The organism is Actinosynnema pretiosum, assembly GCF_024171695.1.
Taxonomy (GTDB): Bacteria; Actinomycetota; Actinomycetes; order Mycobacteriales; family Pseudonocardiaceae; genus Actinosynnema; species Actinosynnema pretiosum.
This window is the reverse complement of the sequence record NZ_JAMTCF010000027.1, coordinates 64,308-78,179: the sequence shown is the minus strand read 5'-3', so window position 1 is coordinate 78,179 and position 13,872 is coordinate 64,308. Positions and strand designations below refer to the sequence as shown.

At 74.9% G+C, this 13,872-nt stretch carries 17 protein-coding genes; 12 read left to right on the top strand and 5 right to left on the bottom strand.

The window, feature by feature from the left end; genetic code table 11:
- Positions 1-91: 91 nt before the first annotated feature.
- The 4 genes from dhaK (at position 92) to LV78_RS37045 (ending at position 3,303) form a co-directional block, all read left to right on the top strand.
- Positions 92-1,093 carry a dihydroxyacetone kinase subunit DhaK gene (dhaK, locus tag LV78_RS37060; RefSeq protein ID WP_253850856.1) on the top strand — a complete coding sequence of 334 codons (1,002 nt, stop codon included), beginning with the start codon at positions 92-94 and terminating at the stop codon, positions 1,091-1,093.
- On the top strand, positions 1,093-1,719 hold the full coding sequence (gene dhaL, locus LV78_RS37055) for a dihydroxyacetone kinase subunit DhaL (protein ID WP_253850908.1): 627 nt from the start codon (positions 1,093-1,095) through the stop codon (positions 1,717-1,719). Before dhaK ends, dhaL begins: the two co-directional genes overlap by 1 nt.
- Entirely contained in the window at positions 1,716-2,552 is an 837-nt protein-coding gene (locus LV78_RS41905) for an HPr family phosphocarrier protein (RefSeq protein ID WP_253850855.1), read from the top strand. Before dhaL ends, LV78_RS41905 begins: the two co-directional genes overlap by 4 nt.
- A 187-nt stretch (positions 2,553-2,739) precedes the next feature.
- On the top strand, positions 2,740-3,303 hold the full coding sequence (locus tag LV78_RS37045; RefSeq protein WP_253850853.1) for a DUF3558 family protein: 564 nt from the start codon (positions 2,740-2,742) through the stop codon (positions 3,301-3,303).
- 193 nt (positions 3,304-3,496) lie between these two features.
- Here LV78_RS37045 and LV78_RS37040 read toward each other — a convergent pair whose 3' ends face one another.
- Positions 3,497-3,703 (bottom strand): FmdB family zinc ribbon protein, encoded by a 207-nt coding sequence (locus LV78_RS37040; protein WP_253850852.1) that lies wholly within the window; start codon positions 3,701-3,703, stop codon positions 3,497-3,499.
- A 156-nt stretch (positions 3,704-3,859) separates the two neighbouring features.
- Here LV78_RS37040 and LV78_RS37035 point away from each other — a divergent pair, with 156 nt between their 5' ends.
- Positions 3,860-4,153, top strand: coding sequence for an Rv1322 family protein (locus LV78_RS37035; protein WP_253850849.1), 294 nt, complete (start codon positions 3,860-3,862; stop codon positions 4,151-4,153).
- A 43-nt stretch (positions 4,154-4,196) separates the two neighbouring features.
- Here the strand turns inward: LV78_RS37035 and LV78_RS37030 are convergent, their stop codons facing one another.
- Positions 4,197-4,727 carry a GNAT family N-acetyltransferase gene (locus tag LV78_RS37030; RefSeq protein WP_253850847.1) on the bottom strand — a complete coding sequence of 177 codons (531 nt, stop codon included), beginning with the start codon at positions 4,725-4,727 and terminating at the stop codon, positions 4,197-4,199.
- Positions 4,728-4,765: 38 nt separating this feature from the next.
- On the opposite strand from LV78_RS37030, the gene LV78_RS37025 reads away from it, so the two are divergent.
- Complete coding sequence (locus tag LV78_RS37025) at positions 4,766-5,461, top strand: alpha/beta fold hydrolase (protein WP_253850845.1); 696 nt, start codon at positions 4,766-4,768, stop codon at positions 5,459-5,461.
- A gap of 152 nt (positions 5,462-5,613) precedes the next feature.
- Here LV78_RS37025 and LV78_RS37020 read toward each other — a convergent pair whose 3' ends face one another.
- On the bottom strand, positions 5,614-6,924 hold the full coding sequence (locus LV78_RS37020; RefSeq protein WP_253850843.1) for a coiled-coil domain-containing protein: 1,311 nt from the start codon (positions 6,922-6,924) through the stop codon (positions 5,614-5,616).
- 175 nt (positions 6,925-7,099) lie between these two features.
- On the bottom strand, positions 7,100-7,540 hold the full coding sequence (mce, locus tag LV78_RS37015; protein ID WP_253850842.1) for a methylmalonyl-CoA epimerase: 441 nt from the start codon (positions 7,538-7,540) through the stop codon (positions 7,100-7,102).
- A 125-nt stretch (positions 7,541-7,665) separates the two neighbouring features.
- On the opposite strand from mce, the gene LV78_RS37010 reads away from it, so the two are divergent.
- The 3 genes from LV78_RS37010 (at position 7,666) to LV78_RS37000 (ending at position 10,168) form a co-directional block, all read left to right on the top strand.
- Positions 7,666-8,856, top strand: a complete 1,191-nt coding sequence (locus LV78_RS37010) for an acetyl-CoA C-acetyltransferase (protein ID WP_308208797.1) — start codon at positions 7,666-7,668, stop codon at positions 8,854-8,856.
- Positions 8,857-8,981: 125 nt separating this feature from the next.
- Positions 8,982-9,560, top strand: a complete 579-nt coding sequence (locus tag LV78_RS37005) for a hypothetical protein (protein ID WP_253850840.1) — start codon at positions 8,982-8,984, stop codon at positions 9,558-9,560.
- A gap of 53 nt (positions 9,561-9,613) precedes the next feature.
- Complete coding sequence (locus tag LV78_RS37000) at positions 9,614-10,168, top strand: hypothetical protein (protein ID WP_253850837.1); 555 nt, start codon at positions 9,614-9,616, stop codon at positions 10,166-10,168.
- Here the strand turns inward: LV78_RS37000 and LV78_RS36995 are convergent.
- Positions 10,161-11,018: an arylamine N-acetyltransferase family protein gene (locus LV78_RS36995; protein ID WP_253850835.1), complete on the bottom strand. Its 858-nt coding sequence runs from the start codon at positions 11,016-11,018 to the stop codon at positions 10,161-10,163. The genes LV78_RS37000 and LV78_RS36995 overlap by 8 nt on opposite strands.
- Positions 11,019-11,162: 144 nt before the next feature.
- Between LV78_RS36995 and LV78_RS36990 the strand changes: the two genes are divergently transcribed.
- The 3 genes from LV78_RS36990 to LV78_RS36980 are packed head-to-tail and all read left to right on the top strand — an operon-like array spanning position 11,163 to position 13,835.
- Entirely contained in the window at positions 11,163-11,567 is a 405-nt protein-coding gene (locus LV78_RS36990) for a pyridoxamine 5'-phosphate oxidase family protein (protein WP_253850834.1), read from the top strand.
- Positions 11,568-11,584: 17 nt separating this feature from the next.
- Positions 11,585-13,141, top strand: a complete 1,557-nt coding sequence (locus tag LV78_RS36985) for a GAF domain-containing protein (RefSeq protein ID WP_253850832.1) — start codon at positions 11,585-11,587, stop codon at positions 13,139-13,141.
- 37 nt (positions 13,142-13,178) lie between these two features.
- Entirely contained in the window at positions 13,179-13,835 is a 657-nt protein-coding gene (locus LV78_RS36980; protein WP_253850830.1) for a response regulator, read from the top strand.
- Positions 13,836-13,872: the final 37 nt, after the last annotated feature.

The window sequence follows — 13,872 nt, the reverse complement described above, 5'->3', positions numbered from 1 at the left end:
GGCCGCGTTCCCGGTCGACCTCGGCCCTCGGTGCCCGCTCCTCCCAGCGGGTAGGAATGGGAGGGACGGTCAGCGGCGATCGGAGGCTCCAGTGAAGAAGGTCATCAACGATCCGGGGACCGTGGTGGTGGACGCGCTGCGCGGTGTGGCCGCCGCGCACCCCGACCTGCTCGACGTGCGGCTCGACCCGGCGCTCGTGCTGCGCGCCGACGCCCCGGTGTCCCGCAAGGTCGCCCTCGTCTCCGGCGGCGGGTCCGGGCACGAGCCGCTGCACGGCGGGTTCGTCGGGCGCGGGATGCTCGACGCGGCCTGCCCCGGCCCGGTGTTCACCTCGCCGACGCCCGACCAGGTGCTCGCCGCCCTCACCGCCACCGACGGCGGCGTCGGCGCGCTGCTGCTGGTCAAGAACTACACCGGCGACGTGCTCAACTTCGAGACCGCCGCCGAGCTGGCCGCCGCCGAGGGGCTGGACGTGCGGACCGTGCTGGTCGACGACGACGTGGCGGTGACGGACTCGCTGCACACCGCCGGTCGGCGCGGGGTCGCCGGGACCGTGCTGGTGGAGAAGATCGTCGGCGCGGCGGCCGAGCGCGGGGTCGACCTGGACGGGTGCGAGGCGCTCGCGCGCAAGGTGGTCGGCCGGGTGCGGACGATGGGGCTGGCGCTCGCGCCCGGCACCGTGCCGCACGTCGGCGAGCCGAGCTTCGAGCTCGGGGACGGCGAGGTGGAGCTCGGCATCGGCATCCACGGCGAGCCCGGCCGCAGCCGGGCGCCGCTGGGCAGCGCCGACGAGCTGGTCGACGCGCTGCTCGGGCCGGTGCTGGAGGACCTGCCGTTCGCCGCCGGGGACGAGGTGCTGCTGCTCACCAACGGGATGGGCGGGACACCGCTGGTCGAGCTGTACCTGGCGCACGGGATCGCCGAGGCGCGGCTGGCCGAGCGCGGGATCGTGGTGCGGCGGCGGCTGGTCGGGTCGTACGTGACGAGCCTGGAGATGCAGGGGCTGAGCCTGACCCTGCTGAAGCTGGACGACGACCTGGTCGAGCTGTGGGACGCGCCCGTGCACACCGCCGCGCTGCGCTGGGGGCTGTGATGGGCTGCGGGGCGCGCGAGGTCGCCGGGGCCGTCCGGGTGCTGGCGGACGTGGTGGTGGAGCACCGGAACGAGCTGGTGCGGCTGGACCGGGAGATCGGCGACGGGGACCACGGGGAGAACCTGAGCCGGGGGTTCCTGGCCGCCGCCGAGAAGGTCGAGCTGGCCGCGCCCGCGACGCCGGGGGCGGTGCTGAAGCTGGTCGCCACGACGCTGATCTCCACCGTGGGCGGGGCGGCCGGGCCGCTGTACGGGACGGCGCTGCTGCGGGCCGCGACGGCGCTCGGCGAGGTGGCCGAGCTGTCCGGGGACGACGTCGCGCACGCGCTGCGGGCGGCGCTGGACGGGGTGGTGGCGCGGGGCAAGGCGCAGGTCGGGGACAAGACGATGGTGGACGCGCTGAGCCCGGCCGCGGCGGCGGCGGCCGGGCTGGGCGCGGCCGGGGTGGGCGAGGTGCTGGCGGCTGCCGCCGCCGCGGCGGACGAGGGGGCGCGGGCGACCGCGCCGCTGGTGGCGCGGAAGGGGCGGGCCTCGTACCTGGGGGAGCGGGCGGTCGGGCACGTGGACCCCGGCGCGCGGTCGACCGCGCTGCTGCTGGCGGCGCTGGCTCGGGTGGCCGCCGGGTGAGCGTGGGGATCGTGGTGGTGTCGCACAGCCGCAAGCTCGCCGAGGGGGTGGTGGAGCTGGCCGGGCAGATGGCGCCCGGTGTGCGGCTCGTCGCCGTCGGCGGGGACGGGAGCGGTGGGCTCGGGACGGATTACGCGGCGGTGGTGGAGGGGCTCGGGGTCGCCGGGGGTGGTGGGGACGACGGGGTCGTGGTGCTGTTCGACCTCGGGAGCGCCCGGATGGTCGCCGAGCTGGCGGTCGAGGAGTGCGGCGGGGGCGCGGTGGTCGTGGACGCGCCGCTGGTGACCGGGGCCGTCGCGGCGGCGGTGGCGGCCCAGGGCGGTGCGGCGCTGGAGGCGGTGGTGGCGGCTGCGCTGGGGGCCGGTGGCGTGACCGGTGGCGTCGCCGGGGATGGCGCTGGTGATGGCTGCCCTGCCGGTGGTGCGGCTGGTGAAGGCCTGGGCGGTGGCGGTGCGGATGGCGGCGGTGCGGTCGGGACTGCGGGCGGTGGCAGCTCGGCCGGCGCCGCTGCGGTCGGCGGTGGTGCGGCAGGCGGTGGCGCTGCCGGGGATGCCGCTGCCGGGGATGGCGCGGTGCGGGCGGTGGTGGCGCTGGTCAACGACGTCGGGTTGCACGCCCGGCCCGCCGGGTTGCTCGTGCGGGCGCTGGTCGGGCTGGACGCGCGTGTCGTCGTCCGGCACGGCGGGCGGGAGGTCGACGCGCGCAGCGTGCTGGAGCTGATCGGGCTCGGTGCGACCGGCGGGGACCGGGTGGAGGTGGTCGCGGTCGGGGCCGACGCCGGGGAGGCGGTGCGGCGGGTGACCGCGCTGGCCGCGCGCGGGTTCGGCGAGTGAGCGGCGGCGGACTACCCGACGTAGCCGGACCTGGGCGGGGTCGTCCGGCCGGGGTCCGGCGGATGGCGGAGCGGAGCGGTCGGTGGGGGTGCGCGGAAGCCCTGGTCAGCGCGGTTCGGCGGCGGAGGTTGGGCCGGTGGGCGCACCTGGCGGGACAAGGCGCTCACCCTTTTGGCATGGTGGTGCCATGCGGCGCGCGGTGATCTCACTCATGGTGCTGGTGCTCGGCGCGACGAGCGCGTGCACCCACTCGGTCAACGGGACCCCGGTTCCGGGAGTGCTCGACGTGGAGCAGCCGTTCTCGTCGACCAGCCCCAGCAGCACCAAGCCGAGCGGGGACGACAGCGCGAGCGCGCAGGACTACTGCGACCTGATCAGCTGGCGCGACCTGCCGTACGAGGTGGCGGACAAGTCCGCCCCGCCCACCGACGTCGGCTACGACAAGGAGTTCGACCAGTCCTGCAAGTGGCAGCACAGCACCGGCACGCTGGACGTCGGCGTGACGCTGCGCTTCCGCGAGGACCGGCCGATCACGCTGGACAAGACCAACGGCGAGTACACCGTCGACGGGCGCAAGATCACCTACTTCGACCGGACCACGGACTCCAGCGTGCAGCCGTCGTGCGTGATGGTCATGGACTACGCCGGGGGCGGGGTCGGGATCATCGTGATCGACGGGTCGGCCAAGTACGGGGCGATCTGCGAGCAGGGCAAGGCCGTTGCGGAGAAGCTGCTGGCCGAGGAGCCGTGATCGGCCCGAGGTGAGCCGGGGCCGGCTCCGTGCGCCGGGCCGGTCCCGGTCGGCACCGACGACTTCGGAGCGGCGGCATCGGCCCCGCGCGAGCGCCGGACCGGCCCCGTTCGACTGCCCGGCCCCTCGGTGAGCCGTGCTCCGGGACCGGTCGGGCCGCGTGCCCGGCCGGTCCCTGCGGAGCCGGGGGCGGTCAGCCGCAGCAGCCGCCACCGCAGCAGCCGCCGCCACCACCGCCCTGGGGCGCGTTGACACCCGAGCTCAGGCCCGCCATCGACAGCAGCTTCACCGTGTCCTCGTGCCCGTCCGGGCAGCTCGCGGGGGCGGACGCCTCGCTCATCGGGCGCTGGACGTCGAAGGTCGAGCCGCACGCGCGGCAGCGGAACTCGTAGGTCGGCACCGCACCATTGTCGCGCGGGGTGCGCGGTGGGCACCAGGGTCCCCGGCTCTCCTCGGACGGGTGAACCCGGTCGCGTGATGGAGGTCTCCGACCGTGCGCCGCCCGTCGGGGGGCTTGGTGCGTTCGGGGGATGCCGGGTGCGGATACGGTTGTCGCGTGCCGCGCCGCAACCGCCCCAAGCACACCGGAGAGCCGTCCACTCCGGGCGGGCACGGCTGGGCGCGGTCCGAGTCGGGCTCGGACGGCGAGTGGCTGGTCCGCAACATCTCCGGCGCGGGCACGACGAAGACCTACCGCTGCCCCGGCTGCGACCACGAGATCCGGCCGGGCACCCCGCACGTGGTGGCCTGGCCCGCCGCCGACTACGGCTCGGTCGAGGACCGCAGGCACTGGCACCAGTCCTGCTGGAGCGCCCGCGCGCGGCGAGGACCGTCGTCCCGGCGGTGGTAGCCGGGCTGGTCGCGGGGGCCGGGGCCCGGCCGGACGCGCGGCCTCACGGCCTGCGGTAGACGCGCAGCTCGCCCTCCTCCGGGTCCTGCGCCACCTCGCCGGCGTGCGCGAAGCCCAGCTTCTCGGCCACCCGCTGGGCCGGGGTGTTCTCCGCCGCCGTGACGATCACCGGTGGCCAGGCCGGGTGGCTGACCGCCGCGTGCCCCAGCGCCGCGCCCGCCATCTCGGTGGCGTAGCCCCGGCCCCAGTGCCTCGGGCGGAAGCTGTACGACAGGTTCAGCACCCGCTCGCCGCCAAGGTCGTGCGCGCGCAGGCCGCCGACGCCGAGCAGCTCCCCGCCCTCCCGCGAGAGCACCGCCCAGTAGCCGATGCCGTCGTCCCGCCAGTGGACCTCCCAGCTCGCCAGCAGGTCGGCCACCTCCCCCGGCGTCCTCGGGCGCGCCGGGTTGTGGGCGTGCGCCGCCGGGTCGGACAGCACCTCGGTCACCGCGCCCAGGTCGGCCCCGGTGGTCCTGCGCAGCAGCAGGCGTTCGGTCCGCGCCCGCTCCGGGTAGCGCGCCGCGTGATCGCTCATGCGGCGACGGTAGCGGTGGGGTCTGACAGATTGGGGGCATGGAAAACGCGCCGCTGGTCCTGCTGCACGCCTTCCCCGTCGACTCCCGCATGTGGGACGGCGTCCGCGAGCGGCTCTCCGCGATCACGCCCGACCAGCGCGCCCACGGCGAGCCCGACCTGGAGGGGGCGGCCCGACGGGTGCTGGCCGAGCTGGACGGGCGCGGGATCGGGCGGGTGGTGCTCGGCGGGTGCTCGATGGGCGGGTACGTCGCGATGGCGCTGCTGCGGATCGCGCCCGAGCGGGTGGCCGGGCTGGTGCTGGTCGACACCAAGGCCGTCGCCGACACCGAGGATGCCCGCCACAAGCGGTTGGCGGTGGCGCGCGAGGTCGAGGAGGACGGGGTGGGCGCGGTGGTCGGCTCGGTGACCGGGCTGCTCGCGCCGGGGTCGCCGCTGGTGGACGAGGTCAGGGCGGTGGTGCTGGAGCAGCGGGCGGAGGACGTGGCCTGGGCGCAGCGGGCGATGGCCGCGCGGCCGGACTCCACCGGGGCGCTGCGGGAGGCGGGCGTGCCGGTGCTGGTGGTGGTCGGCGAGCACGACGCGCTCACCCCGCCGGAGCAGGCGCGCGCGCTGGCCGAGGAGGTCGGGGGGACGTGCGTCGAGCTGGCCGGGGTCGGGCACCTCTCGCCCTGGGAGGCGCCGGAGGCGTTCGCGGACGCGGTGCTGGCGTGGCGGCGTGCGACGGGGGTGTGAGCGGCGGGGGGTGAGCTGCGGGAGGTAGGGCCGGGGCGGCGGTCCGGTCGCCGTCCCGCCCGGCCCACCCCCCGACGCGAAGAACCCCCGACCGGAGCCGGGGGTTCTTCGCTGGGCCTTGCCTTCGGGGTCTGCGCCGCTCGGCGCGGGGGTCAGCGCTGGGCGGGCTGCGCCTTCGGCGGGATCGGGCGGACCATCTTCTGGGTCGGGCCGTCCGGGGCCTGCGGGGGCTTGTTCTCCTGCTGCTCGGCCTGCTTGCCCGCGAGCTGCACGGTCACCGGGTCGACCTCGGCGGCCTTCTTGTCCACCGGCTTCGGGCGCGCCATCAGCTGGGTCGCCTCCGCGCCCGCGGGCTTCGGCGGCGAACCGGCGGTCACCTGGGACGTCGCGATCGAGGCGGCCACCTGCGTCGCCGCCACCTGCGGCTGGGCGCCCGAGGCCTCCTCGGCGGCGCGGGCCTGCTGCTCGTCGTCCAGCGGGTCCAGCAGCGGGGTCACGTCGAGCAGCGCCGAGCGGACCGAGTGCAGCTGCTGCGACAGCCGGTTGCGCAGCTGCTTGAGCGCCTCGACCTTCTGCGTCGCCGAGGTCACCCTGCGGTTGGACTCCTCGGTGGCCTCCCGGACCCGGCGGTTCGCCTCGTCCGTGGCCTCCTGCACGCGCGCGGTCGCCTCGGACAGCGAGTCGTGCCGCCTGCGGTTCGCCTCCTCGGTGGCCTCGCGCACCAGGCGCTGGGCCTCCGCGTTCGCCGCCGCCTGCTCCTGGGCGACCTGCGCCCTGATCCGGGCCGCCTCGTCGGTCGCCTCGCGGAGCCTGCGCTCGGCCTCGTTCTTGCTGCCCGCCTCCTGCTCGGCGAGCGTCTTCATCGACTCGACGCGACGGGCCGCCATCGCGATCTCGAAGTCCTCCTCGACCGTGGTGCGGCGCTGCTGCGCCTCCTGGTCGATCCGGCCCGCCTGCTCGCGCGCGTCCGCGACGATCTTCTCGGCCTCGGCGCGCGCGCCCTCCAGCACGCCCCGGTGCTCGTTCTCCATGTCGGCGCGGCGCTGGTCCAGCTCGCCGATCAGCGCGTCGTACCGGCTGCGCAGCGCGCCCGCGTCCGACTCGGCCTTGGCCCGGATGTGCCCGCCCTCGGCCTCGGCGCGCGCCTTGATCTCGTTGGCCTCGTCCTGGGCCAGCCGCAGCATCCGCTGCAACCGCTCGCTCAGCCCCTCCAGCGTGGTGGGGGGCATCGACAGCCGGTCGATCTGGTTGCGCAGGTCCGCCATCTCGGAGCGCGCGGCCTCCAGCTGGCGCGCCAGGTCGCTGGTCTGCGACATGGCCGCGTCGCGGTCGGCGGCGAGCAGGCGGAGGTCGGAATCGAGGCGCTCCAGGTGTTCCTCGACCTGCCCGCGGTCGTACCCGCGTTTGACGATGTCGAAGCCGGAGCCGAGGGGAACGAGGTCACGGTCGTCGGCGAGGCCCATGCCGCCAACGCTACCCGCTCCGGGTGTCCCACCGGCACTCGAAGGCCGCACAGCGGGACGGATCTCCCTTGCGAGATCAGGATCATGGACCTGGGCGGGCCGCCGCGCGTGGTCCGTTCGGGGGCGCTCCGGACGGGTCGGGAACGCCCCCTCGGCGGCTCCGGCGGGCCGGGGATCAGTGCTCGGCGGGCTCCACCAGCTCGACCAGCACGCCGCCCGCGTCCTTGGGGTGCACGAAGTTCACCCGGCTGCCGCCCGTGCCGCGCTTGGCGCTCGCGTACAGCACCCGCAGGCCCGCCGCGCGCAGCCGCTCGGCCGCCGCGTCCACATCGGACACCCGGTAGGCCAGCTGCTGGAGACCGGGGCCCGAGCGGTCGAGGAACTTCGCGATGGTCGACTTCGGGCTGAGCGGGGCCAGGAGCTGCACCGCCGTGCCGCCGCCGTCGTCGCCGGGGGCGCGCAGCATGGCCTCGCGCACGCCCTGCTCCTCGTTGACCTCCTCGTGCGCGACGACGAGGCCGAAGGTGTCGCGGTGGAAGGCGATCGCCTCGTCCAGGTCGGGCACCGCGATGCCCACGTGGTCCACCGCCGTGACCAACCCGCTCAGCAGCTCCATGCTCGCGGAGCGTAGCGGCGGTCCCCCCGAGGGGCTTGTGCCCTGCCTCACACCCGTAGTGGTCTGCGGGGGCCGGTACCGTGGTGGCGCTGAGTTAACCAGTGTTCACTCGCGTGGAGGCCGTCGTGTCCCGTGGTTCCGTCATCGTCGCCGGCGCCCGCACCCCGATGGGGCGGCTGCTCGGTTCGCTCAAGGACTTCTCCGGCGCCCAGCTCGGCGGCGTCGCGATCAAGGCCGCGCTGGAGCGCGCGGGCGTCGCGCCCGAGCAGGTCCAGTACGTGATCATGGGTCAGGTGCTCACGGCCGGTGCGGGCCAGATCCCGGCCAGGCAGGCCGCGGTGCACGCGGGCATCCCGATGACCGTGCCCGCGCTGACGATCAACAAGGTGTGCCTGTCCGGCGTGGACGCCATCGCGCTCGCCGACCAGCTGATCCGCGCGGGCGAGTTCGACGTGGTCGTCGCGGGCGGCCAGGAGTCCATGACCCAGGCCCCGCACCTGCTCAAGGACTCGCGCGGCGGGTTCAAGTACGGCGACACCGCCCTGGTCGACCACATGGCGAACGACGGGCTGTTCTGCGCGTTCGACCAGGTCGCGATGGGCGTGTCCACCGAGAAGCACAACGCCGGGCACGGGGTCACCCGCGCCGAGCAGGACGAGTTCTCCGCCCGCTCGCACCGGCTCGCCGCGCGCGCCGCCGAGGCCGGGCTGTTCGCCGAGGAGATCGCGCCCGTCGCCGTCCCGCAGCGCAAGGGCGACCCGGTGCTGGTCAGCACCGACGAGGGCGTGCGCGCCGACACCACCGTCGAGACGCTCGCGCGGCTGCGGCCCGCGTTCGCGGCGGACGGCACCATCACCGCCGGGTCGGCCTCCCAGATCTCGGACGGCGCGGCGGCCGTCGTGGTGATGAGCAAGGACAAGGCCGAGGAGCTCGGGCTGGAGTGGCTGGCCGAGATCGGCGCGCACGGCGTGGTCGCCGGGCCCGACGCGAGCCTGCACGAGCAGCCGTCCAACGCGATCAAGGCGGCCTGCGCCAAGGAGGGCATCAGCCCCGCCGACCTGGACCTGGTGGAGATCAACGAGGCGTTCGCGGCGGTCGGGCTGGTGTCCACGCGCGAGCTGGGGATCAGCGCGGACAAGGTCAACGTCAACGGCGGGGCGATCGCGCTCGGCCACCCGATCGGCATGTCCGGGGCGCGGATCGCGCTGCACCTGGCGCTGGAGCTGCGCAGGCGGGGCGGCGGCGTCGGCGCGGCGGCGCTGTGCGGTGGCGGCGGGCAGGGCGACGCGCTGATCGTGCGGGTGCCGAAGGGCTGAGGAGGCGGGGCGGCTCCCCGCGTAAGCGTGGTCACGCCCCCGGCGCGGGGAATGCTTCGGACTCCCGGCGGGCGCGGTGCGGTTTCTGGGAGGCTGGCGGGCAGCAGACCCCCAGGAGGAACCCCGTGCACCCCGTGGTCATCGACGTCGGCACCAGGGACACCCGCAAGGCGCTGATCGGCGGTGTCGTCGCGCTCGTGCTGGGCGTCATGGCGCTGGTCGGCGCGGTGTCGGCGTACGGGGACGGCGAGTTCGGCGGCGGCACGATCGCCCTGGTCATCGGCGTGGTGTTCACCGGCATCGGGATCCTGCCGATCATCACCTGGAAGAAGCTCAGCCGACCGCGCAAGCTCGTCTTCGAGGCGCCCGGCGTGCGCTGGGACGACCCGCAGGGCGCGGCCTGGGCGGTCGGGTGGGTCGAGCTGGGCGCGGTGTCGGTCTCCCGCACCAAGGAGCCGATCGTGTCCCCGTCCAACCTCGTGCGCCGGACCATGGTGCGGCTCGACCTGTTCCCCGCCGACCCGGCCGGGTTCGCGGCCAGGCACCCGCAGATGGCGCGGCTCGCCCTGCCGGACGGCCGGTACCGGCTGCCGCTGGGCGACTCCGCCGGGCTGATCCCGGTCATGGACGGCGCGCTGCGCCAGGCCGCCGGGCCGCGCTACCGGGGTGTGGTCGACGAGGGGTTCTCGGTCGGCCTGACCTGAGACCCCGGACCCGGTCCCGAGCAGCCCCACCAGCCAGTCCAGGAGGAAGCACCGTGCACCCGGTGGTCATCGACGTCGCAGGCCCGTCCACCCGCAAGGCGCTGGTCGGCGCGGGCGTCGCGCTCGCGCTCGGCGTGCTCGGGCTGGTCGGCTTCGCCTCGACCGGCGGGCTCGCCCTGCTGGTGATCGGGGGCGGGCTCGTCGCGCTCGGCCTGCTGCCGCTGCTCGCCTGGAAGAAGCTCAGCAGGCCGCGCGCGCTCGTCGTGGAGGCGCAGGGGGTGCGCTGGGACGACCCGCAGGGCAAGCCGTGGGCGGTCGCCTGGGGCGAGCTGGGCGCGGTGTCTGTCTCCCGGTCGGTGGACGGCGGGATGGCGCGCAGGAGCGTGCCCAGGACGTTCCTGCGGCTCGACCTGTTCCCCGGCGATCCCGGCTTCGCCGCGCGGCACCCGGAGATGGCGCACCTGCTGCGCCGCGAGGACGGCCGCTACCGGCTGCCGGTCGCGGACAGCTTCGCGGCGCTGCCGGTGCTGGACGGCGCGCTGCGCCAGGCCGCCGGGCCGCGCTACCGGGGCGTGGTCGACGAGCAGATCACGATCGGGCTCACCTGAGCCGTTCCCGGACCGCGAGGCGCGCCTCGTGCTGGGCGAGCGCCTTCGGCCACACCACGTCCAGCTCCGCTGGGTCGAGCACCAGCCCGAACACGTCGGCCAGCGCCGCCGCCCAGTCCCGGCGCGACTCCAGCAGCAGGGTCCGGTCACCTGAGGCCTCGCGCCTGGTCAGGGTCAGCGACCGCAGCAGGTCGAGCCCGGTCGCGTCCACCCGCTGCGCGGTGAACGCCCGGACGAACGGCGAGTCCGGGGACGTCGACAGGTGGTGGTGCCGCGCCGCGAACGTCCCGGTGGTCGTCGGCTCGGACTCGACGTCCACGGCGTGGAAGCTGCCCCTCGGGTCGTGCGCGAACCGCCAGCCCGGCACCAGCGCCGACTCGGCGAGGCCGAACCCGAGGACCTCCTGCCGGTGCTCGCCCGCGCGCAGCGGCAGCGGGGAGCGCAGGCCGTCGCCGAGGCCGACGTCCACCAGCCAGCGGCCGTCCGGGGCGTCCGGGGACGGCAGCCCGGAGACGATCAGCGCCAGGTGCGAGCGGTTCAGCTCCGGCGGCTCCCCGGCGCGGCCCTGGACGTGCCCGGCGTGCTCGGTCACCCGGTAGCCCAGCTCCCGCAGCAGTGCGGACAGGGCCCCGTTCAGGTGGAAGCAGTACCCGCCGCGCCCCCGGTCCACGATCCTGGCCGCCGTCTCCGCCGGGTCCACCGAGGTGGGGCGGCCCAGCTGGATCTCCGAGTTCTCGTACGGCACCCGCGCCACGAACGCCCGGTGCAACCGGGTCAGCGCGTCCGCGCTCGGCGGCTCGGCCACCACGCGCAGTCGCCGCAGCAGCCCCGCGACGTCGAGCAGGCCCATTCGCTATCCCCCGATCAGGTGAACCAACGGGCTGAGATGACGACAGGGGGTCTTATGCCCCTAGGCAGCTCCACCCTCCGTGCCCGAACTTAGACACCCGGCAACGGGGGCGTGGTCGATCCGGGGGATGGATAAGAGGGTGCGATGCTGGACTCGGCTGGGCTGGAGGTGCTCCCGCACGAGGAGTGCCTGCGGCTGCTCGCCACCCAGGGCGTCGGCAGGCTGGTGTACACCGCCAACGCGCTGCCCGTCGTCCACCCGGTGGTCTACGTCGTCGACCGGGGAGCGCTGGTCATGCGCGTCCCGCGCGGCAGCGCCGCGGCGGGGACCCGCGACAGCATCGTGGCGTTCGAGGTCGACCAGATCGCCGACGACCTGTCGTCCGGCTGGTCGGTGCTGGTGGTCGGGCACGTCACCGAGCTGCTGGACGAGGGGTCGCTGGCTCGGGCCCGCGCGCTGGAGCTGCCCACCAGGGGTATCGAGGGCGGTGACCACTACCTGAGCATGGTCGTCGAGCTCATGACGGGTCGTCGCATTCCAGCGCCGTGACCGATAACCTCGACCCGGTGGGGGACCCGAACGCGACGCGATTAGAAGCGCTGGTCGGTCTGCTGACCGAGCGCTCCGCCGAGGTGGTCGACTCCCAGGAGCGGATGCGCAGGCTGCTCGGCGCGGTCGTGTCGCTGGCCAGCGACCTGTCGCTGCCCGACGTGCTGCGCAGGCTGGTCGAGTCCTCGTGCGACCTCGCGGGCGCCCGCTACGGCGCGCTCGCCGTCGTCGGACCGGACCGGAAGCTGCTGGAGTTCACCGTCGGCGAGGACGGCGCCGCGCGCGCCGGTGGCGCGCCCACCTCGTTCGACCCCGGAGACCCGGCGTTCCTCGGCGTGCCCGTGCGGGTGCGCGGCGAGGTGTTCGGCAACCTCTACCTCACCGACAAGATCGGCGGCGGCGGGTTCACCGACCCCGACCGCGAGGTCGTCACGGCCATCGCCGCCGCGGCGGGCATCACGATCGAGAACGCCCGGCTCTACGAGGAGTCGCGGCAGCGCGAGGTGTGGCTGCGCGCGTCCAACGAGGTCACCAACGCGCTGCTCACCGGCACCCCGGACCGCGACGCGCTGCGCCTGGTCGCGGTGCGCGCCAGGATCGCCGCCGACGCGGTCAGCGCGGCCATGGCCATGCCCGACGCGGACGGCGAGCTGCACGTGCGGGTCGAGGACGGGGCGCTGCGCGGGTTCACGGTGTCCAGGGAGGGCAGCGCCAGCCGCGAGGTGTTCACCAGCGGCAGGCCCAAGGTGCTGGACGAGCTGCCCGGCCACGCCGGGCGCGCCGGCCCCGTGGTGATCGTGCCGCTCGCGGCGGGCGACCGGGTGCTCGGCGTGCTGCTCGTGGTCCGGGGGCCGGAGCGCAGCACGTTCGACCGGGCCGACGTGGCGCTCGTGGAGGCGTTCGCCCGGCAGGCCGCGCTGATCCTGGAGTTCACCAAGGCGCAGGGCGCGGGGCGGCGCATCGCGGTGCTGGAGGACCGCGACCGCATCGCCCGCGACCTGCACGACCTGGTGGTGCAGCGGCTGTTCGGGCTGGGGCTGGGGTTGCAGGGGCTCAACGGGCTGATCGAGCAGCCGGTGGTGGCCCAGCGGCTGGGGGAGTTCGTCAGCGAGGTCGACCAGACGATCAGGGAGATCCGGCGGACGATCTTCTCGCTGCAGGAGCCGTCCGGGGTGTCCAGCCTGCGCTCGCAGGTGCTGGCGGCCGTGCAGGAGTCGGTGCGGATGCTCGGGTTCGAGCCGGAGCTGGTGGTCGAGGGCGCGATCGACTCGCTCGTGCCTGACGAGATCCGGCCCGACCTGCTGGCCACCCTGCGGGAGGCGCTGGCCAACGCGGCCAGGCACTCGGGGGCCGAGCGGGTGTGGGTGCGGCTGTCGGTGGACGGCGCGGCGACCTCGGTGCGGCTGGTGGTGTCCGACGACGGGGCGGGGCTGCCCGGTGTGCAGGGGCGGCACATCGGCGGGCTGGTGAACATGCGGGCGCGGGCCGAGCGGTGGGACGGGGTGTGCGAGGTGGAGAGCGGTGCGGGGCAGGGGGTGGTGATCCGGTGGTCGGTTCCGCTGGTGGCCGCCTAGCCCTCGGGGTTCGGACGACGTGGGGAGTGCTCGCGGGATGACGATCTCGGTGCTGCTGGTGGACGATCACGAGATCGTCCGGCGGGGGTTGTTGCAGCTGTTGGAGGTGGAGGCGGACATCTCCGTCATCGGCGAGGCCGGGACGGCGGCGGACGCGGTCGCCGCGGCGGCGGAGCTGAAGCCGGACGTGGCGGTGATCGACGTGCGCCTGCCGGACGGGTCGGGGGTGGGGGTGTGCCGGGATATCAGGTCGGGCAACCAGCCGCCGCCGGCTTGTTTGATGTTGACGTCTTACGACGATGACGAGGCGCTGTTCGGGGCGATCATGGCCGGGGCTGCCGGGTACATGTTGAAGCAGGTATCCGGGAATGACCTGGTCTCGGCGATTCGGACTTTGGCCTCGGGCGGGTCGTTGTTGCACGCGGGGGTGACGGCGACGGTGCTGCAGCGGTTGCGCGGGGGGCCGGTGGAGGATCCCCGGTACGCGTCGCTCAGCCCGCAGGAGCGGCGAATCCTGGATTTGATCGCGGAGGGGCTGACCAACCGGCAGATCGCGGGGAGGTTGTTCCTCGCGGAGAAGACGGTGAAGAACTACGTGTCGTCGCTGCTGCACAAGCTCGGGTTTGACCGGAGGACGGAAGCCGGGGTTTACGCGGCCAAGCGGCGGCAGGCCGGTGGGTACCAGCATTACTAGAGCGAGTTTTGGTCAACTACCGCCTCGGCAGTTTGGA

Bases quoted from the DNA above. Each gene is read 5' to 3' on its own strand.
- LV78_RS36980 (WP_253850830.1), top strand. From the start codon at position 13,179: ATGACGATCTCGGTGCTGCTGGTGGACGATCACGAGATCGTCCGGCGG.
- LV78_RS37030 (WP_253850847.1), bottom strand. From the start codon at position 4,727: ATGAGCGATCACGCGGCGCGCTACCCGGAGCGGGCGCGGACCGAACGC.
- LV78_RS36990 (WP_253850834.1), top strand. From the start codon at position 11,163: ATGCTGGACTCGGCTGGGCTGGAGGTGCTCCCGCACGAGGAGTGCCTG.
- dhaL (WP_253850908.1), top strand. From the start codon at position 1,093: ATGGGCTGCGGGGCGCGCGAGGTCGCCGGGGCCGTCCGGGTGCTGGCG.
- LV78_RS37045 (WP_253850853.1), top strand. From the start codon at position 2,740: ATGCGGCGCGCGGTGATCTCACTCATGGTGCTGGTGCTCGGCGCGACG.
- LV78_RS36995 (WP_253850835.1), bottom strand. From the start codon at position 11,018: ATGGGCCTGCTCGACGTCGCGGGGCTGCTGCGGCGACTGCGCGTGGTG.
- mce (WP_253850842.1), bottom strand. From the start codon at position 7,540: ATGGAGCTGCTGAGCGGGTTGGTCACGGCGGTGGACCACGTGGGCATC.
- LV78_RS37025 (WP_253850845.1), top strand. From the start codon at position 4,766: ATGGAAAACGCGCCGCTGGTCCTGCTGCACGCCTTCCCCGTCGACTCC.
- LV78_RS37020 (WP_253850843.1), bottom strand. From the start codon at position 6,924: ATGGGCCTCGCCGACGACCGTGACCTCGTTCCCCTCGGCTCCGGCTTC.